Origin of the sequence: Paenibacillus sp. JZ16 (assembly GCF_015326965.1) — a bacterium.
Classification (GTDB): Bacteria; Bacillota; Bacilli; order Paenibacillales; family Paenibacillaceae; genus Paenibacillus_AQ.
Genome location: NZ_CP017659.1, coordinates 5,539,831 through 5,558,305 on the forward strand (window position 1 = coordinate 5,539,831; position 18,475 = coordinate 5,558,305).

Genomic DNA, 18,475 nt, shown 5'->3' on the forward strand with positions numbered 1-18,475 from the left:
CAGCTAGAATCGTCACGACCTTACATACCGATATTGATATCAATGGGGAGGGTTATAGACAATGATGAACAAGAAATGGTGGTCAGGCGTTCTTACGGCTGCAATGGTGATCGGCCTGCTGTCCGGCTGCGGCGGAGCGAAGGAGAATGCGGCGCAAGAGGGTTCCGAACAAGGCGGGGGCAAGACCAATCTGAGGCTGTACACCTATGGCACGGAGGAAGCTTACAATTGGAAGAAAACGATCCAGGCCTATGAAGAGGCAACGCCGGGCGTGACCATTGAGCTGGTCCAGCTCAGCGAGAAGGGGGATACGCAAGAGGCGTTCAAGAAGCTCGACCTGGAGGCGGCATCTTCGGCCCAGATGGACATTCTGATGTTCAGCGATCCGGCGGGTTACGCGCAGAGGGTGGCGCTCGGCATGGCCGAGCCGCTGGATGACTTCATTGCGAAGGACGGCTACAGCGTGGAAACGGATTATAAAGTAGATACACGCCTCGACGGCAAAGTCTACGCGCTGCCCGGCAAGTTCAACCCTTGGTATGTGCTGCTGAACAAGGATCATCTTGAGGAAGCGGGACTGCCGGTTCCGACGGACTGGACCTGGGACGAATATGCGGATTATGCCAAAAAATTGACCCAAGGCGAAGGAGCGTCAAAGCGCTACGGAACATACTTCCATGGTCCGCAAGGGGGAGGATGGCTGGAGTTTCTGAAGCTGATGATGGCGAATCAGCCCCAAGATACCGATTATTTGAAGGCCGACGGCTCTTCCAATCTGGATAACCCGACCTTCAGGAAGACGCTGGAGCTGCGCGTGCGGATGGAGAAGGAGGACCAATCCTCGGTGCCGTACACGGACATGATCTCCCAGAAGCTGAATTACCGGACGCAATTCTTCAATCAATCCGCGAGCATGATCACGATTGGCAGCTGGATGAACACGGAGATCGGCGGAACGGATAAAGTGCCGCTGGACTTCAATGTCGCCGTTGCCCCATTCCCGAAAAACGAGAAAGGCGATCCAACGGGGCTTACGCCGGTAACCACGGATTACGTGGCGGTGGCGGCCAAGTCCAAGCATAAGGAAGAAGCTTATAAATTCGTCCGCTGGTACACAACGGAAGGGCAAATCGTGCAGGGCAAGAACATTCCGGCCTGGCAGCAGGTGAAAACCGAGCAGGTGGAAGAGATCATCGACACCATTCTGTCGGCCACGAAGAGTCCGGAGAAGGTAGACAAGAAATCGCTTGTGGACACCTTGGTCGCTTCGAAGGCCTCTGCCATCGTGCCTCCGGCACCTTATCAGGCGGAAGTGTACGAGGCGGTGAACGAGGAGTATGAGAAGCTGATCCTGGGCAATCAGGATATCGACCAGACCGTTGCGAATTCGCAGGAGCGAGTGAACAAAATTATAGAATCCAACAAAAAATGATCTGGTATAATAGACAAAAAAATCGGGACGGAATTCTTCGTCCCTTTTTTTGAATTCGCGTACATCATTCCCGTCACGCCATACCCGAGGTGGATCCTATGCCCGCACGACTCAAGAGCCTGATCCCGAGCTCCATCAGGCATAAGCTGATATTAGCTGCCATCACCTGCATCGTCGTTCCCGCCATCGTCAGCTTGATTCTGTATAATTCGTTAACGAAGGAAGCCTTGAGGCAGCAGGCGGTATCCAACGCAAGCGATGCCCTTCAGTTGGTCCGCGGATCGGTGACGAATCTGCTCTTAAGCAAAATCAATATCGCCAACTATATTCAGATGAATTCCGGGTTGAATTCTTACTTCAAGCAGGTGGTCTCCGGCAACGAAGACCCGGATCCTTACCGCAGATTTATGGACTCCAACCGAGTTTTGGAGCATCTAGACAGCTTGACGGTCGTCGGAGAGAAAAGTTATGTGACCGTCATCCTAGAGAACGGCTCCTATTACATGAATTATTCCGTAAGCGATTACAATCCGCTCGATTACAGGCAGCGCCCTTGGTTCAGCCGGATTTCGGAGCTGCAAGGCTTGGAGTCTCTATGGACGGAGCCGGAGGCCACGATGTTCCTCCCCGACCAAATCGATCATCCGACGCAGCTATCGGTGGTGCGCACGCTCAGGCTGCCGGATTCCGAGATATACGGCTACGTGATCGTAACGTTCATGGAGGATCAGATCAGCGGGATCTTCAACTCCCTTTCGGAAGGCAACGATATGGTGCTGCTGGATGCCAAGGGAACGATCGTTTCCGGCAGTTATCAGAACCAGATCGGAACGACCTTTGCTTATCTTGATGAGTTGGATCAAGATAAGCCGTATTCGATCGTACCGATGAAGGGGGAGAAACAGCTGATGGTACACCAGGACATTCCGTTTGCCGGATGGCGCCTGGTGCTGATGCAGCCGTACAAGGATGCGATCGTCAATATCAACTCGATTTTTAACCGGGTGTTCTGGTTTCAGATGTGCTTCTTTCTGATCTTTCTGCTGCTGCTCATTGCCCTTGTCCGCGCGTTTACGAAGCCGTTGGTCAAGCTTGGCAAAGTGGCAACCGCCGTGCAGCGCGGAAATCTGGAAGTAAGGTCGAATGTTCATGGCAATGATGAGGTTGGTCGGCTCGGTCATTTATTCGACGACATGCTGGACCGGTTCAAAGCCATGATTTCGGAAATATCCGAGAACCAGGCGAGAAAACGAAAAGCGGAGCTCCGAATGCTACAAGCCCAGATCCATCCCCACTTTCTGTTCAATGTCCTGAATTCGATCCGGATGAAGGTCATGAAACGGGGCGATCCCGAAAGCGCCAAGATGATCGGCTCCCTGTCCGTGCTGCTCCGCATGACGATCAGCCGCGAGGAGGACGAGATTGCGCTTCACGAAGAAATCGACCTGATCTCGCATTATGTGGCCCTGATGAACCTCCGGCAGAAGGAGGAGGTCAGGCTGGAGCTGGATATCGCGCCGGAGGCTTTCCTCTTTAAGGTGCCGCGCTTTTTCCTGCAGCCGATCGTGGAGAATGCATTAATCCATGGGCTCAACCAGCAGGCAGGGATGATCCGGATTGCAGCCGTCATGAAGGGCAGGCACCTCGTGCTGGCGGTGAAGGACGACGGCATCGGCATGGATGAAGCCATCAGGGAGTCGATTGCCCGCAGAATCCAAGGCGGCTCCGCCGGTTCCTCGACGCAGGAAGAGGCAAGCGGAGGCAGCTTCTCCCATATCGGTCTTCAAAATGTGATGGAACGGATGAGTATGGTGTTCGGCGAGGCTTTTCAATGTCACGTTTACAGCGAGCCTGGCCAGGGAACGGTGATCGAGATGTTTATACCGGAAAGAGGGAATGCGGATGTATAACGTGATGCTGGTGGACGATGATTATCCCGTCATCGAGCTGTTGTCGGAGGCCATATCGTGGAATGAGCTGGGTTTGAATCTGATGGGAAGTTATGAGAACGGCATGAGTGCCTGGGAGGATGCGAAGTCTTCGCCTCCGGACATCCTGATTACGGATATCGGCATGCCCAAAATGAACGGGCTCGAGCTGTCCGCACGCATCAAAGAAGTGAAAGCCGATGTGCGGATCGCCATTCTGTCCTGCCATAACGAATTCCAATATGCCCAGCAGGCTATGCGGCTGAACGTGCAGGATTATCTGCTGAAGGATACGCTCGACCCCGAGGAGCTGGCACAGCTGCTGAGGCGCTTCAAGCAGGCAATGGACGAGGAAGCACAGAAGGGCTGGGAACGGTCGCGGATGATCCATCTGGTGGACGAATCCAAGGAGCTGCGGAAGGAGCAGAGCCTCAAAAATTTCATACACCAGCCCCTGCTGTCACCCGAAAAATGGCGGCATGAGCTGTCGGAGTACGGGATATTGAAGCCGGGTTCCCACTGCCTTCCCGTCGTCGGGCACCTGGAGGATGTCCGGGATATCAAGCACCGCTTCGCCTCCAACCAGACGCTGCATTTTGCCCTGGGCAACGTGCTGCGGGAGGTGCTGGAGCAGCTGAATCCGAGTGCGGTCCATGTCATATACGATGCAAAGTCTTCGCTGCTCCTGTTCTCGTACCGACCTGGCTTGGGCAGCAACATTTACGATGATGCCGCCGCCTGCCTGAAGGAGGTGCAGCGGACGCTCGAGCGCGTGCTGCGAATCCGCATGTCGTTCCTGATCGGCCGGGGGTGCGCTGATCCAGAAAGTTTAAAGGCAGGGCTCAATGAACTGTTGGCCAGCCGGCAGCAACGATTCTATCTGGAGCCGCAGGAGATAACGAAACTGAACGGAGCGCTTGAACAGAACAGTCTGCATAGGGATCCCGATCTCTTCGTTTATTATGACCGGGCCAGCTCGGAGCTGCGGGAATCGCTGCTCGGCAAAGGCTCCGGCGCGGTGCGCGATACGGTCGATCGGTGGATCGCATGGATTCAAGGCAAGCGGTACGCACCGGAATCGGTCAAGGACTGGGTGTTGAAGCTTCTGCTGGATCTGAAGCTGAGGCTTCATCTCCTGCATTCGCTGTCACCCGCTTATACGGCCGATGCGCTGCACAAAGAGATCATGGACATGGATTCCTTGAACGAGCTGAAATCCTGGCTTCACGATTATTTGGAATCCACCATGCAGGCCATGGATCGGGGATTCGGGGGCAGCAGAAGATCGGAAGTGGCGGAGGCTTGCAAATACGTGTCCCTTCGGCTTGATCAGAGGATCACGCTGGATGAAGTTGCGGGCTGTCTGCACCTGAATCCGAGCTATTTCAGCCGCATGTTCAAGAAAGAAACGGGGGTCACCTTCATCGAATACGTCACCCGGATGAAGATGGAGCGAGCCAAGGAGCTGCTGCGGCAGACGGACCGCACGGTCGGGGAAATCTGCGAAAGTCTGGCTTACGACAATGTGAGTTATTTCAGCAAGACATTCAAGGCTTATGCGGGGGTGACCCCTGTAGAGTTCCGGAACGGTTGAACGGGAGATGAAACGGGCGTCTGAACGGGCGCCGAAATGGGGAGGAGGCCTTAGTCCGATGAACAGAATGCAGGAGCTGACAACGATTGTGAACGGGATGGCTCCCGCCGATCGGCGGATCTATTACCAAGGCAGGGACCAGAGATCCTTCTGGGAAGGCATTCAGCGAAGCGGGGATTACGAGCAGGACATATCCGAGATTCGCGAGGAAGGGGAACGGCTGCTGTCTGTCCCGAATCCGCCGCTGACCTATGACTTATTCACCCGGTTTGCCCGGCATGGAACGAGGCTGGACTATGAGAAGGTTTATTTCGAGCGAAGGCTCCGGCTGAATACGTTTGCCCTGCTGACCCTTCTCGAGCCTGATAAGGAAGCGTACCGGACGGCTCTCCAGGAGATGGTCTGGTCCATCTGCGATGAGTATACCTGGTGTTTACCGGCGCATCTGAACGCGGAATCGCCGGGCGGCATCAAAGGGACGATTGATCTGTTCAGCGCCGAGACCGGGTTTACCCTCAGCGAAATCCGCATGCTGCTGCGGGACCATCTGCCTTCGCTGCTGATCTCAAGAATCGAGGAGGAGGTTGAAGCGCGGTTGTTCACCCCTTTCCTAAGCCATGAGCACGGCTGGGAGACCGCGACGCATAATTGGTCTGCCGTCTGTGCCGGTTCCATCGGCTCTGCCGCGCTGCTGCTTATGGAAAGCGGGGAATCTCTTGCAAAGATTCTGCTGAAGACGGAGCGGTGCATGGACTATTATCTGCAGGGCTTTGGCCCCGATGGAGCTTGTCTGGAAGGGCTGGGATACTGGAATTACGGGTTCGGGTATTTCGTGTATTATGCCGATTTGCTGCGCAAGCGCACCCGAGGCGAGCTGGACTGGTTCCGTGCCGAGAAGGTAGGCCGCATCGCCTTGTTTCAGCAAAAGGGCTTTTTGGCAGGCAAGGCCGTCGTCAACTTCTCCGATTCGCAACCGGAAAGCAAGGTGCACATCGGCTTGTCTCATTATCTGACCGGATTGTACGGAGAATTCGAGTCTCCGCCGCAGTCTCTCCGGTCGGCTTACCGCGACGACCATTGCAGCCGCTGGGCTCCGGCCTTGCGCAACCTGATCTGGCGGAACCCCTTGCTGGCGGGAAGCGATTGGGGAGAGGCGAGTTATTATTTGCCTGATGCCCAGTGGCTGATCTCCCGCAGCTCCCATGGAGACGAAGTGTACGCGTTTGCCGCCAAGGGCGGCAGCAACGGCGAGCCGCACAACCATAATGATCTCGGGCATTTTATCCTTTACGGCGCCGGGGAAGTATGGTGCTCGGACCTCGGCTGCGGCGAGTACACGGCGGAGTATTTCGGCGAAGGACGGTATGGCTATGATTGTAATGGCTCCCAAGGACACTCCGTGCCGATCATCGACGGCCATTACCAGCAAGAGGGCCCGGATAGCGCCGCGGTTGTAAGGGAAGCCGTGACGGGCGAAGCCGTGGATCGGCTTGCGCTTGAGCTGACCTCGGCCTACCGGGTTCCGGCGCTTCAGTCATTCACGAGGACGCTGGAGTGGAACAAGAAGAGGGATCGGCCAGAGCTGACGCTGAGCGACCGGTTTACGTTCGATTCACCCCCGGAGAGTCTGGTGGAGCGGATCGTCACCAGGAAACAGCCCGAGCTGGTGCTGATGGATGGCCGGCAGGTTGTTAGGTTGCGGGCACCGGGTACTTATGAGCAAGCAGAGGCAGGAGGATCAGAAGTTGTTCAGGCCTTAGATGACAGGCCAGGCCTGCTGATCCAATATGACAGCAAGCTGGTGGAGCCTGAGCTGACAAGCCATGTCTTCCGTGACCACTTCGGCCAGGAATCATCTTGGTATGCCGTTGATTTTAAAGTGAAGACCCCTGGTTTCCATGCGAATATCGACTTTAGATTTCAATTCATATGAACAGAGGAGTGGAGAGGAATGAAAACAGAGATCGCTTTGGATTGGTTGACGGAGGCATGGGAGAAGTCGCTTGCGAAGACGCGTCGAAACGTAACGCGGATTGGGGCGGGGTTTCCGCATGCCAGCCAGAATGGAGTCTACCAGCTGGAGCCGCCGCATTGGTGGACGGCCGGCTTTTGGCCTGGGATGCTGTGGCTTCTGTACAATGACAGCGGCCGGGCGGAGTTTAGAACGACCGCCGAGCAGTGCGAGCTCATTTTGGATGACGTGCTGAACCAATATGTACGACTGGATCACGATCTCGGTTTCATGTGGACGTTAACGAGTATGGCTTCCTACAAGCTGACCGGCAGCGAAGAGTCCAAGGTACGCGCGCTCAAGGCGGCTAACTACCTGGCTGCACGCTTCAACCTGAAGGGCCAATATATTCGAGCCTGGAATCCATGGTCGGAAGGGGAGGATAACGCCGGGCTTGCCATCATCGATTGCGCCATGAATACGCCCTTGTTGTTTTTGGCCTCCGAGCTCAGCGGCGATCCCCGCTACCGGCATATTGCCGAAGCCCATATGGACACGGTGGTCCGGGACTTCGTCCGGCCGGACGGTTCCGTATATCATATCGTTCGATACGATCCGGCTACCGGTGAACGTGTGGAAGGGATCGGCGGGCAGGGCTTTGCGCCCGAATCCGCCTGGTCCAGGGGGACGGCGTGGGCGATCTACGGCTTAACGCTTGCCTACCATCATACGGGCAAGTCGATATACCTCGATACCGCCAAAACGGTGGCGCATTTCTTCCTGGCGAACCTTCCGGAAGACCATGTGCCATACTGGGACTTCCGCGCGCCGGATGAAGCCCGCATCTACCGGGATTCGTCCGCCGGAGCCTGCGCCGCCAGCGGGCTGCTGCTTCTGGCCGACAAGGTGGATCAGGGACAGGCAACCGTATACCGGGAATCCGCGGTCCGGATTTTGGAATCGCTGTACCGGAATTACGGTACATGGGACAACGATGGGGAGGAAGGCTTGATTCTTCATGGGACCAGCCATTATCCGGAAGGACGGAATATCGACGTGCCCTTAATTTATGGCGACTTTTTCTTTGTGGAAGGCGTGGCGCGGCTGAGAGGGAAGGGGCCGTTTTACTGGGAATGACGTAAAAAAAGTACATGCGTGTAAGAGGATAAGAGATGTAGAAGTACAGGTAATGAATAACAGAAGCATGCCGGAAATGGAGTGAGAATGGAAGATGAGCATAAAGGCAACGGGGAATCCCGATGGCGGCTTGACCCATCCGGTTGCCCGGAATCCGCTGCGAACAAGAGACGATGTGCAGGAAGCACTAACCCAACTGCTCGAGCCTCTGAATAAAAGGTACAGCGAGGGGCGAGCACGATTAAGCCTTGAACGATCGGGAGCCGACGCCTATGCCGATATTGCGGAGATGGAGGGTTTCTCGCGAGTCCTGTGGGGACTCGTACCCGCCGTTGCCGGCGGATCCCATGGGGATCTGTGGGAGCTGTCTCTCCAAGGGATACGTTCAGGGACGGATCCGACGCATGCGGAGTATTGGGGAAAGGTGAATGATTATGACCAACGGCTGGTGGAGATGGCGGTATTCGGATTGGCTTTCGCCCTCATTCCGGAGCGAATCTGGCAGCCGCTGAACGAGAAGGAGAGGAGCAACCTCTATCAGTGGCTTGATCAGATCAACTATCACCCTTGTCATGATTGCAATTGGCTATTTTTCCATGTGTTTGTCAACGTTGGCTTCCTCAAAGCAGGCTTGCCGTACGATGCTGAGCAGCTGGAGAACAATCTCCAGCGCATTGAGGAATTCTATCTGGATGCAGGCTGGTACAGCGACGGAATCGGGGGGCACAGCGATTATTACGTGCCGTATGCCTTTCACTTCTACGGTCTGATCTATGCGCAGCTGATGGGAGAGGAGGACCCGGAACGCGCCGGGCGCTACAGGGAGCGGGCAGCGTTGTTTGCCCGCGATTTCGTCCACTGGTTCGCCCCCGACGGGGCGGCCGTTCCTTATGGGCGCAGCTTGACGTACCGCTTTGCCCAGTCGGCGTTCTGGTCGGCTGCGGCCTATGCCGGGCTGGAAGGGTTTCGTCCGGGTGAGCTAAAAGGGCTGATCCTGAGAAATCTCAGATGGTGGTTTCAGCAGCCCATATTCGACCGGGACGGCGTGTTGACGATCGGCTACGCGTACCCAAACCGGATCATGTCGGAGAATTATAACGCGGCCGGCTCCGTGTACTGGTCGCTGAAGACGTTCCTGATCCTGGCTTTGCCGGACGAGCATCCGTTCTGGACGGCCGAGGAGCAGGAACTGCCGGAGACGGGAGATATTTCGGTGCAGGAGCAAGCGCATCTGGTGTTTTGCCGGGATCAGCAGACCGGCCATGTGGCCGCGTTCAATACGGGCCATCCGTCTACGAACGAGCATACGCATACTTCCGCCAAGTATGAGAAGTTTGTTTACTCAACCGCCTTTGCATTCAGCGTTCCGAGGGCGGAATGGGGACTGGCCCAGGGGGCTTACGATTCCATGCTGGCGCTTAGCGAAGGTGATCGGCTGTTCCGGGTCAAGCGCTTATGCGAAGAAACATGGATTCAGGAGCACGTGCTGTATGCACAATGGAAGCCGTGGAGAGACGTGGAGGTACGGACCTGGGTAGCGGCGGGGCTCCCTTGGCATATTCGCATCCATCGGATCAGCACGGGAAGAATGCTTGATGCTGCAGAAGGCGGGTTTGCTTTAGGCTTGGGATCTTTAAACAGCTCCATGGCGGGAGAAGGGGCAGCATCGGCTTCCGGCACCTTCGGCACGAGCGCCATCTATGGCATGCTCGGTTACGATACAGCAGAGCTCATCTATCCCCATGCCAATACCAATCTCCTGCGTCCCCGCACCGTCATTCCTACGTTGATGGCGGCGCTCGAACCCGGAACCCATTGGCTCATATCGGCTGTGCACGGCGATCCAGGTCCTCACGTCGTCGAGGAGCCTTCCATGGTTGCCGTAACAAAGGGTCTGGGTGTAGAAATCGGCCAGCGTGAGATTAAAATAACGACACAGACGGGGAAAGTCATCGTGATTCCGATGGACTAACGGGCATGCCGTCATTCGCCTTCATATAAATCTAAACCACAAAAGCCGGGGGATTGATAACCCCGGCTTTCATGAGCTTCATATAAGCACCTCATCCTCCCTGATCGTGGCGATGGGCTGCAGAAATTGGTGATTAAAGGGCCGCAGCTCTGTCCCTGTCCGAGCTTTATTCACCCAATCCGGGTTGACCAAGGCGCTGGTGCCGATCGCAGCGAAATGCGCATGGCCAGAAGCCAAGATTCGTTCTGCGACCGCCGGCTCGCCGAGTTTGCCGTTCGCGATGACGGGAAGACCGCCGTATGTTGCGGCAAGCTCGGCTAAGGTGGTCTCGCCATCAGCGAAAGCGGGGGCGTAAGCTTTGTACTCCGTCGTGTGAATGTAAGATGGTGAGGCCCCGCTCAATTGTTCGAATATTGTCTTAGCATCCGCAACTCCCTGAGCCCACTTATGATGGAAATCGTTCACCTTGCCCTGGGAAATCCGCACGCCAACGGTATAATCCGGGCCAACGGCTGCCCGAATGGCTTCCAACACCTCAACGACAATTCGAATCCGATTCTCCGTGGACCCGCCGTATTCATCCGTTCTGCGGTTGGTGTAATCGGTTAGGAATTGATCGAGCAAATAGCCGTTTGCCGCATGGATTTCAACCCCGTCGAATCCAGCAGCCTTGGCGCGGAGTGCCGCTTGCGCAAAATCCTGGATCGTTTGTTTAATCTGAGGCTGCGTTAACTCCCGAGGGGTGGCGAATTCTCCGCTTCCTCCATGGTCCTCAAGCATGGCGCCCACCGGCTTCACCGCTGAAGGCGCGACCGGGATGAATCGCTCATGCTGAACCAGGGCCCCGGCGTGCATCAACTGCGCAATGATTTTACTTCCCTCCCGATGAACAGCTTCGATGACAGGCTTCCAGGACGCGGCCTGCTGGTCATTCGCCATGCCGGGTTGGTTGAGATAGCTTTGGCTCTGAACGTCATCCGGATAAAGGCCTTCCGTAATGATCAGACCGAACCCGCCCTTTGCGAATCTCTGATAGTATCGAACCATTCGGTCGTTTGCCAAGCCATTCGGCTCCGCGCTCGTTCTAGTCATGGGCGAGAGTACGGCCCGATTGGACAGTTTCAAAGATCCTAATGAAGCTTCGGTTAGCAGGTTGGGATATGAATGCATGGTTTTGTCCTCCTTAATGGTTGATCACTCTTATGGCGACCGACGCTTGTTAGTGGGTATGTTCTGATTGTATTTCGCATGGTCTATACTGTAAAATGATAGAAAATAATACATGTATCAAAAAAAATGATACCAAGAAGGTGTGCTGGATGGACTTAACGGATCTGAGGACGATCGCCGTCATCGTGGAGGAAGGCAGCGTATCAGGTGCTGCCGAGAAGATGGGGTATGTGCAATCCAACGTGACGGCGCGCATTCGCAAGCTGGAGTCCGAGCTGGGTGTTCCTTTGTTCGATAGGCATCCCAAAGGAGTCACTCCCACGGAAAGGGGGCTCGTTCTCTATCGATATGCCAAGGAGATTCTAGACATGGCTGAGGAAGCCGTTGCCGCCGTGAAGGAGCCGCCCTATCCATGCGGTCCGCTTGTGATCGGCGTCGTGGAGACGATGGCGACATCGCCATCCTTTATTCAGGCCTTGTCCCACTTTCAACGAACCTATCCGGAGGTCGCGCTATCTCTCGTTAGCGGAACATCTCCACAGCATTATGAAGGCATGCTCAGCCGTAGATTGGACGGTGCGTTCATTACCGGTGATTATGATAAGTCGCTGCTTGTGAGCGAGCTGGAAATCCGGGAGGAGGTGTCGCTGCTCGCTTCGTCGGAGGAATCCGAAGAAGAGGGGGCATTCAAGGCATTCGAACTAACGGGTGCTTCTTGGATCGTATTTCCCAAGGGATGTCCGTTCCGGAGGTCTAACGAAGAATGGCTTAGCAGCGAAGGGATCGCCGCAGCGAACATGATCGAAATCAGCACATTGGAGACGATGCTCAGCTGCGTACGGGCCAAACTGGGCTGCGCGCTTCTGCCGGCATCGGCGATTCCTTGGTCCGATCCAGGATTAAAGGCCTACCCCGTACCGGAAGAGTATCGCAGTGCCACGACCCGGCTACTCCGTCGCAATGAATCATTCCGCAGCAAGGCGTTTGCCGCTTTCGCGGAATGCGTCAGAGAAGCGGGCGGTCTGAATTCGACTGGAATTCAGGCCTCCTGATCTTGAAAACATCTCCAGTTTCCGAAAGCTTGCCAGAAAAGGGCGGGATATTTTCATGAAAAGTGATACAATGATAGAAATACGTAAATGAGGGTAGCGGAAGGATCAACGTTTACCTGGCAGCGAAGTGGGAGTGTGATCGAGAGAATGGAAGAGACGTATACGGCAAAACGGGCAGTCAGCATGGAGGACATCGTACGCGCACACCACGTGCTTCGTGAAGTGATCGTGCGGACGCCACTGCAGCGCGACGCTGTGCTGTCAGCCAAGTATGACTGCGAAGTGTATTTGAAGCGCGAGGACTTGCAGGTGGTTCGCTCCTTCAAGATCCGCGGCGCTTACAATATGATTCGCAGCTTGTCAGACGAGGAACGTGGTAACGGGATCGTGTGCGCGAGTGCGGGAAACCATGCGCAAGGGGTGGCTTTCTCCTGTAATGCGCTGAATATTAGAGGCAAGATTTATATGCCGAGTACAACCCCGAATCAGAAGGTGAAGCAGGTGAAGCGTTTTGGCGGGGGCAGTGTCGAGGTCATTTTGACAGGCGATACCTTCGACGATGCTTATGCTGAGGCGATCAAGGCTTGTGATGAGTATGGCATGACCTTTATTCACCCGTTCGATGAAGCGAAGATCATCGCGGGCAACGGCACGATCGGGATGGAAGTTATGGAGGAGCTGGACGCTCCGGCTGATTATATGTTTGTCACCATTGGCGGCGGCGGTCTTGCCGCAGGCGTGGCAACATATGTCAAAACCGTCAGCCCAACGACGCAAGTGATTGGCGTTGAACCGCTCGGCGCAGCGTCCATGATCGAGGCCAAGAAGCAGGGTGAGGTGGTCACCATGCACGAGATCGACAAATTCGTGGATGGCGCAGCCGTTAAGCGTGTCGGGCAACTGACCTACGATATCTGCTGCGAGCTTGTCGATGACATCGTGACGGTACCGGAAGGAAAAGCCTGCACCACCATCCTGGAGCTGTATAACGAAAATGCAATCGTTGTAGAGCCTGCCGGGTCGCTGGCCGTGGCGGCGCTGGATATGAACCGGGACCGGATTCGCGGAAAAACGGTCGTATGCATCATCAGCGGCGGCAATAACGATATCGACCGGATGCAGGAAATCAAGGAGCGTTCCTTGATTTATGAAGGACTGAAGCATTACTTCATGATCAATTTCCCGCAGCGTGCGGGAGCACTCCGCGAGTTTTTGGAAGAAGTGCTGGGTCCCGACGACGATATCGCACGCTTCGAATACACGAAGAAGCATAACAAGGAAGACGGGCCTGCCCTGGTGGGCATCGAGCTGTTAAGGCCCGAGGATTACGGTCCGCTGGTAGAGCGGATGCAGCGCAAGGGTCTGGATTATACAGAGCTGAACAAGAACATGAACCTGTTCAATCTGCTGATTTAAGAGGTACACAGACCGCGATAAATAGGCACAGACCACGTATAAAAGCCGGATTCTCCTACAAACGGGAATCCGGCTTTTTTTCATAGCTATTCATTAGGTTATCGGTCTTGTTTAACGTTGGTGAATTTGTGGCTCGTTCCTCTAGTCAAGCGGAACCGCCTTCGCACGATACTGCTCCACTTCCTGGGTCAACTTGTCCTTGTTGCTCTCAAGCACTTCAGACCAGGACTTCAGCTTTTTCAGGAGAGCGCTTTTGGAGACGGCGTCGCTGTCCTTGAGCACGCTATCGAAGGCTTGCCGCACTTCCGGATCAAGTAGATTGTCCTCGTACTTGAATAGCGGCGTATTGTTATAACCGTAGAATAAGCTCAGCTCCGTAAAACGAAGCTTCAGCTTCACGTCAGCGGTCCGGTTTGATTTAGGATATGTCGTGATAAAAGCCTCCTGCGCGAGTCCACGTTCAATGACCTCGGACCAAGGGATGACCAAGGCGGCATCACTGACCGCAGGCTTCTCGGACTCCACAATCATGATGTCGATGTAGGCTTGAAGATCCTTATTGATGTAAGGCTTGTATGGTTTCAGTGTTGTATAGTCGATAATCGGGAAGATGACGCCTTCGGTCGTATACAGTCTGTAGCCGCTGTCCCGCAGGTTGATGAGCACCTTCCGAAGCGTGTCGTCCTTGGCTTTGTTAATGGTCGTGTTAATCGGCTCCCCGAATTTGTACAGGTTCATCAGCTTATCCTGAATGCCGATTTCATACACCTTATCGGTTTTTGCCGGGAGTGCATCATTCATCGCATTCTCCAGTTTGAGCACCAGCATGGTCGCCTGATACGGGGTTACGCTGCGGATATGCTTGGTGATGTAGGCCTTGGCATAAGCCACGTCAGTTTCCTTCAGAAGTTTACTGGCTTTGTTGTACACTGCATTGCCGAAGGCGGTAGCTTTGCTTGAAACTGCGGTTGAACCAGCTTGGGATACGGATGCAGGTGCTGCGTTAGCGATGACGCCGGTCTGGGTCGTTAGAATAAGTGCAAGGATGGCAGCAATCGCGGATTTTTTGGATTTTGACATATATATTCCTCCCTTACCACACATTACCCTTATCCTATCATCTTCTACAGAACATTAGTTTACAATGTACGAAAAAATATTAAAGATTTTGTTATGCGCAAGCCGCGAATTCATGACGAGTTTGTATTATTTGCTCGAAAAAAGAAGCTTCGTCCCGGCGATTCCGACCAGGAATATGACGAGACTGATCCATGGCGCTATCGTCAGAACCGGCAGCAGCCGCCCCAGCCACACGCCGGCAACCAGAATCAATACGGTGATGGCGACATAAATCCCCATATTGCGGACATTAATCTTGCGCTTGTCCTCCTCCGGCTTGAAGGTGTCGCTCTTCATGGATCTTAACAATGCGTGGATCAGCACATAGGAACCGCCTGCTATCAGAATCAGGGTAGAAATACGGACCTGCGTCATGCGTTCAACCGGTCCCCCGGCCCACATCGTGATGAAACCGACCAGCGCTTGGACGAAGAAAAACCAGGTTAAAGCAATCCACGGGATCATGAGATGATATTGGAGACTGCTGAGGCCCTTCATTTTTGGCAGCTGTTCTACCAGCTCTTTGCAGTAGGATTCGGGATCGCTTCCGAATACGTCCTCGGCGCTTTTGCCTTTGGCTTGGGCGTCCAGCAGGTGCTGGGCGATCTCGAGCAGCAACTCCTCGCCTTTTTGTTCCTGCACCGAGCTGCTGCGGATATAGACCACCATGTCCTGGTAATAGCTCAGGTTGTTTGGTTTCATGGCATCCTGGAGTCGATTGTTCTCTTTAATCATCTGTTTGGTATTCATGTTCACTGTCCTCCGCGGGTTAGAATGTGGTCCACACTATCTTTAAGCGTTCCCCAATGCTCCTTGAATTGTTGAAGAACCTGTCGGCCTTTATCGGTCAAATTGTAGTATTTGCGGGGGGGCCCCCCGGCACCGGGCGCAGGCCGAAGTGTCCCTTCGATTAACTGCTCTTTCTGCATGCGAAGCAGCAGGGGATAAATGCTGCCTTCGCTCACAAACGTTAGCCCGCTGTCTTCCAGCAGCGTGCTAAGCTCATAACCGTATACCTCCCGATGCTCCATGAGCGAGAGAATGCAGCCTTCGAGAATGCCTTTTAGCATCTGACTTTGGGTGGTCATGAATAGGATTATCCTCCTTCAAGTATATTGCTATGCAAGGTAGTCGGGCAAATGGAGGCTGGGCTGCCAATTGAAAATGATAAATGACGAGTGACAAACTGTCGACTACCTTGTTATGCAATATATCATACCAACAACATACTTGCAATGCAAGGTAGTCCGAAAATTCCATGTCGTATTCGTGAACTAGGTATAATTCCGCCGTTCCTATTTCACAATAATAAGCATTCTGAATCTATAGACGACACCCTAATCACTTTAGGGATAAGAAGGAGGAGTTCTCAGGTGAGTGCTAACTTTTTTGACGATGAATTGCATGGGGGAGACGCTGTGCCGGCCAATGGGCAAGAGGTTGTTGCAGGCAGCAGTACAGCGGATGGGATATTTGGCCAGCCTGAAGGGGGATACGCCTCCGAGGGTGATGAAACAGATCTGTCTGCATCAAGCTTATGGGAGAACGACCCCATCGGGAAGACCTGGATGAACGATTGGAGCGGGCGCGAAGAGACCCATGCCATGTTCCGCCAGAGCTACGAGTAAGGCTGAGGGTGCGGTGCGAAAGCTGGAAGGAACAATTAATTCAGCGTGAAGAAATATGCCGCGTTTGTCGATCTGCCATGCGTTGACAATCCATAATCACGATGCTAAGATAAGTTTAATTAATTCACATTAAACTTATCGGAATTATTTATTTTATGATTACGGCGTGTTATCGCAAGGAGGAATCGGCATGGAGCGGCAAATTACAATCCGGCATAATCAAGAGGAACTTACGGCAACCATCCATTACCCGTTGAAGGAATCGGCTCACGGAAGCCGGTGCAATCGGGTCCCGCTGGTCATTATCTGCCATGGCTTTGTGGGAAGCCGTATCGGCGTGGATCGGTTGTTTGTCAAAACGGCGCGGGAGTTTGCCGAGGACGGGTACATGGTGATCCGCTTCGACTATATCGGATGCGGGGAAAGCTCCGGCAATTACGGCAGCGAAGGTCTCGATTCGATGATTGCCCAGACGCGTTCCGTCCTTGATTATGGACTCAGCTGCACCGATGTCGATCCGACGCGCATCACTCTCATCGGGCATAGCTTGGGCGGCGCTGTCGCCCTGCAAACCGCCGTTCGGGATCGGCGGGTGAAGAATCTGATCCTGTGGTCTGCGGTAGGATATCCGTTCAACGATATCGTCAAAATCACCGGTCGCGATGTATACGACACCTCTGTCAAGTCGGGATCCGCCGATTATTTGGGATACTCGTTTACCCCGGTCTTTTTCGAATCGCTGGCACAGGGTCAGCCTTTCCAGGAAGCAATCAAGTTTACGGGCAATGTGCTGGTGATACATGGTACCTCGGATGAGGTCATTCCGGTGGATTACGCATTTTTGTACCAAAAAGTGTTCTGGATGCGCCAGGAAGGCCGCTGCGATAAGGAGATTATCTTCCAGGCCGATCACACGTACTCTGCCGGACCCCAGCGCGAGCTGCTGCTTCAGCGGACACGGGATTGGTTGAACGAGCAGGAGAACATTCAGCAGGAGTGGCAGCACTGGATGATTTAAGGGAGTTATTTGGCATAATGGGCGATTTAACGGTACAATAGAGTTGTCCCTTGATTTTGAAGCTGGGAGGTGGCATCGATGACGTTACCTGCTTTATTTATTGCCCATGGTTCGCCGATGATGGCCCTGGAGGACAACGAGTACACCCGCTTCCTTGAGCAGTTGGGGCGGGAGCTGCCTACGCCTAGGGGCATAGCTGTATTTTCTGCCCATTGGGACGATCCGGATCAGCGGCTTACTGAAGACGCCGAGCATGGCACGATGCATGATTTTTATGGATTTCCCGAGGAAATGTACCGAATCACGTACCCTGCCCCAGGCAGCGCAGAGCTGGCAGCTCAGATTCGTCAGCGTTTTGAGTCTAACAATCTGCATGCCAAAGCCGAGACCGGCCGTGGTCTGGACCATGGGGTATGGGTCATTCTGCGCAAAATGTACCCCGATGCGAATATTCCCGTGGTGGCCTTGTCCGTGGACTCCAAGCGCTCGCCGCACGAACAATATTCCATCGGTACGATGCTGTCCGATTTGCGTGAAGAAGGCATCCTGATTATCGGGAGCGGCGGTTTGGTGCACAATCTGCGGATGGTGCACGAGAGCGATGAGCCTGATGAATGGGCGGCTGCATTCGATGAATGGATCGCGGAGCAGCTGACGGAATGGAATCTGAATCATCTGTTTGCGTTTGACAAAAAAGCGCCTCATGCCAGCGATGCTGTCCCTTCTTATGGACGGGAGCATTTTGTCCCTTTGTTCTACGCAATGGGTGCTGCCGACAACGGCCGCAAGGCAAAGCGATTGTTTCAATCTTACCAATACGGCAGTTTGAGTCTGAACTGCTGGTCATTCGAATAATGAGAAGCCGAGCTTGGATAACAAGCTCGGCTTTTGTTGTGGGCCGATAAAAATGAGATGTTCAGGCGGGGTAGTGGGATACACCTTAGCTCGATTGATTTTGCCGGAGAATAAGAACGTAGCGCCATAGGTCTTATACACACGCCCATGCAGTCTGAAATAAGACTGCATGGGCTCTTTTTTCTGTATTCAACCAAACCCCA

Annotated in this window: 15 protein-coding genes; 11 read left to right on the plus strand and 4 right to left on the minus strand. The window is 54.2% G+C overall.

Going from position 1 to position 18,475, the window contains the following annotated elements:
- Positions 1 to 61 precede the first annotated feature (61 nt).
- The 6 genes from BJP58_RS24870 (at position 62) to BJP58_RS24895 (ending at position 10,014) form a co-directional block, all read left to right on the plus strand.
- Positions 62 to 1,432 (plus strand): ABC transporter substrate-binding protein, encoded by a 1,371-nt coding sequence (locus BJP58_RS24870; protein ID WP_194540995.1) that lies wholly within the window; start codon positions 62 to 64, stop codon positions 1,430 to 1,432.
- A gap of 98 nt (positions 1,433 to 1,530) precedes the next feature.
- Complete coding sequence (locus tag BJP58_RS24875; protein ID WP_194540996.1) at positions 1,531 to 3,342, plus strand: cache domain-containing sensor histidine kinase; 1,812 nt, start codon at positions 1,531 to 1,533, stop codon at positions 3,340 to 3,342.
- The gene (locus BJP58_RS24880) at positions 3,335 to 4,954 is read left to right on the plus strand and encodes a response regulator transcription factor (RefSeq protein WP_194540997.1); all 1,620 of its coding nucleotides are present in this window, start codon (positions 3,335 to 3,337) and stop codon (positions 4,952 to 4,954) included. Before BJP58_RS24875 ends, BJP58_RS24880 begins: the two co-directional genes overlap by 8 nt.
- 58 nt (positions 4,955 to 5,012) lie before the next feature.
- The gene (locus tag BJP58_RS24885; protein ID WP_194540998.1) at positions 5,013 to 6,887 is read left to right on the plus strand and encodes a heparinase II/III family protein; all 1,875 of its coding nucleotides are present in this window, start codon (positions 5,013 to 5,015) and stop codon (positions 6,885 to 6,887) included.
- 18 nt (positions 6,888 to 6,905) lie between these two features.
- The gene (locus BJP58_RS24890) at positions 6,906 to 8,042 is read left to right on the plus strand and encodes a glycoside hydrolase family 88 protein (protein WP_194540999.1); all 1,137 of its coding nucleotides are present in this window, start codon (positions 6,906 to 6,908) and stop codon (positions 8,040 to 8,042) included.
- A 94-nt stretch (positions 8,043 to 8,136) separates the two neighbouring features.
- Positions 8,137 to 10,014 carry a DUF2264 domain-containing protein gene (locus BJP58_RS24895; protein WP_194541000.1) on the plus strand — a complete coding sequence of 626 codons (1,878 nt, stop codon included), beginning with the start codon at positions 8,137 to 8,139 and terminating at the stop codon, positions 10,012 to 10,014.
- A 78-nt stretch (positions 10,015 to 10,092) separates the two neighbouring features.
- Here the strand turns inward: BJP58_RS24895 and BJP58_RS24900 are convergent, their stop codons facing one another.
- Positions 10,093 to 11,184, minus strand: coding sequence for an oxidoreductase (locus BJP58_RS24900; protein ID WP_194541001.1), 1,092 nt, complete (start codon positions 11,182 to 11,184; stop codon positions 10,093 to 10,095).
- Between the two features lie 149 nt (positions 11,185 to 11,333).
- Between BJP58_RS24900 and BJP58_RS24905 the strand changes: the two genes are divergently transcribed.
- Positions 11,334 to 12,236 (plus strand): LysR family transcriptional regulator, encoded by a 903-nt coding sequence (locus tag BJP58_RS24905; protein ID WP_194541002.1) that lies wholly within the window; start codon positions 11,334 to 11,336, stop codon positions 12,234 to 12,236.
- Positions 12,237 to 12,383: 147 nt separating this feature from the next.
- Positions 12,384 to 13,652 (plus strand): threonine ammonia-lyase IlvA, encoded by a 1,269-nt coding sequence (gene ilvA, locus BJP58_RS24910; protein ID WP_071221525.1) that lies wholly within the window; start codon positions 12,384 to 12,386, stop codon positions 13,650 to 13,652.
- Between the two features lie 141 nt (positions 13,653 to 13,793).
- On the opposite strand, the gene BJP58_RS24915 is transcribed toward ilvA, so the two are convergent.
- The 3 genes from BJP58_RS24915 to BJP58_RS24925 all read right to left on the minus strand — a co-directional run bounded on the left by BJP58_RS24915 (position 13,794) and on the right by BJP58_RS24925 (position 15,859).
- Positions 13,794 to 14,732 carry a hypothetical protein gene (locus BJP58_RS24915; RefSeq protein ID WP_194541003.1) on the minus strand — a complete coding sequence of 313 codons (939 nt, stop codon included), beginning with the start codon at positions 14,730 to 14,732 and terminating at the stop codon, positions 13,794 to 13,796.
- 126 nt (positions 14,733 to 14,858) lie between these two features.
- A complete protein-coding gene (locus tag BJP58_RS24920) occupies positions 14,859 to 15,521 on the minus strand; it encodes a DUF1129 family protein (RefSeq protein ID WP_194541004.1) in 663 nt (220 codons plus the stop codon).
- 2 nt (positions 15,522 to 15,523) lie between these two features.
- Positions 15,524 to 15,859, minus strand: coding sequence for a PadR family transcriptional regulator (locus tag BJP58_RS24925; RefSeq protein WP_009592352.1), 336 nt, complete (start codon positions 15,857 to 15,859; stop codon positions 15,524 to 15,526).
- 285 nt (positions 15,860 to 16,144) lie between these two features.
- Here BJP58_RS24925 and BJP58_RS24930 point away from each other — a divergent pair, with 285 nt between their 5' ends.
- The 3 genes from BJP58_RS24930 (at position 16,145) to BJP58_RS24940 (ending at position 18,272) form a co-directional block, all read left to right on the plus strand.
- Complete coding sequence (locus BJP58_RS24930; RefSeq protein ID WP_194541005.1) at positions 16,145 to 16,399, plus strand: hypothetical protein; 255 nt, start codon at positions 16,145 to 16,147, stop codon at positions 16,397 to 16,399.
- A 190-nt stretch (positions 16,400 to 16,589) separates the two neighbouring features.
- Entirely contained in the window at positions 16,590 to 17,417 is an 828-nt protein-coding gene (locus BJP58_RS24935) for an alpha/beta hydrolase (protein ID WP_194541006.1), read from the plus strand.
- 78 nt (positions 17,418 to 17,495) lie between these two features.
- Positions 17,496 to 18,272: a DODA-type extradiol aromatic ring-opening family dioxygenase gene (locus BJP58_RS24940; RefSeq protein ID WP_194541007.1), complete on the plus strand. Its 777-nt coding sequence runs from the start codon at positions 17,496 to 17,498 to the stop codon at positions 18,270 to 18,272.
- The last annotated feature ends 203 nt before the right edge of the window (positions 18,273 to 18,475 follow it).

Bases quoted from the DNA above. Each gene is read 5' to 3' on its own strand.
- BJP58_RS24940 (WP_194541007.1), top strand. From the start codon at position 17,496: ATGACGTTACCTGCTTTATTTATTGCCCATGGTTCGCCGATGATGGCC.
- BJP58_RS24880 (WP_194540997.1), top strand. From the start codon at position 3,335: ATGTATAACGTGATGCTGGTGGACGATGATTATCCCGTCATCGAGCTG.
- BJP58_RS24935 (WP_194541006.1), top strand. From the start codon at position 16,590: ATGGAGCGGCAAATTACAATCCGGCATAATCAAGAGGAACTTACGGCA.
- BJP58_RS24905 (WP_194541002.1), top strand. From the start codon at position 11,334: ATGGACTTAACGGATCTGAGGACGATCGCCGTCATCGTGGAGGAAGGC.
- BJP58_RS24885 (WP_194540998.1), top strand. From the start codon at position 5,013: ATGAACAGAATGCAGGAGCTGACAACGATTGTGAACGGGATGGCTCCC.
- BJP58_RS24870 (WP_194540995.1), top strand. From the start codon at position 62: ATGATGAACAAGAAATGGTGGTCAGGCGTTCTTACGGCTGCAATGGTG.
- BJP58_RS24915 (WP_194541003.1), bottom strand. From the start codon at position 14,732: ATGTCAAAATCCAAAAAATCCGCGATTGCTGCCATCCTTGCACTTATT.
- BJP58_RS24875 (WP_194540996.1), top strand. From the start codon at position 1,531: ATGCCCGCACGACTCAAGAGCCTGATCCCGAGCTCCATCAGGCATAAG.
- ilvA (WP_071221525.1), top strand. From the start codon at position 12,384: ATGGAAGAGACGTATACGGCAAAACGGGCAGTCAGCATGGAGGACATC.
- BJP58_RS24895 (WP_194541000.1), top strand. From the start codon at position 8,137: ATGAGCATAAAGGCAACGGGGAATCCCGATGGCGGCTTGACCCATCCG.
- BJP58_RS24890 (WP_194540999.1), top strand. From the start codon at position 6,906: ATGAAAACAGAGATCGCTTTGGATTGGTTGACGGAGGCATGGGAGAAG.
- BJP58_RS24920 (WP_194541004.1), bottom strand. From the start codon at position 15,521: ATGAATACCAAACAGATGATTAAAGAGAACAATCGACTCCAGGATGCC.
- BJP58_RS24900 (WP_194541001.1), bottom strand. From the start codon at position 11,184: ATGCATTCATATCCCAACCTGCTAACCGAAGCTTCATTAGGATCTTTG.
- BJP58_RS24925 (WP_009592352.1), bottom strand. From the start codon at position 15,859: ATGACCACCCAAAGTCAGATGCTAAAAGGCATTCTCGAAGGCTGCATT.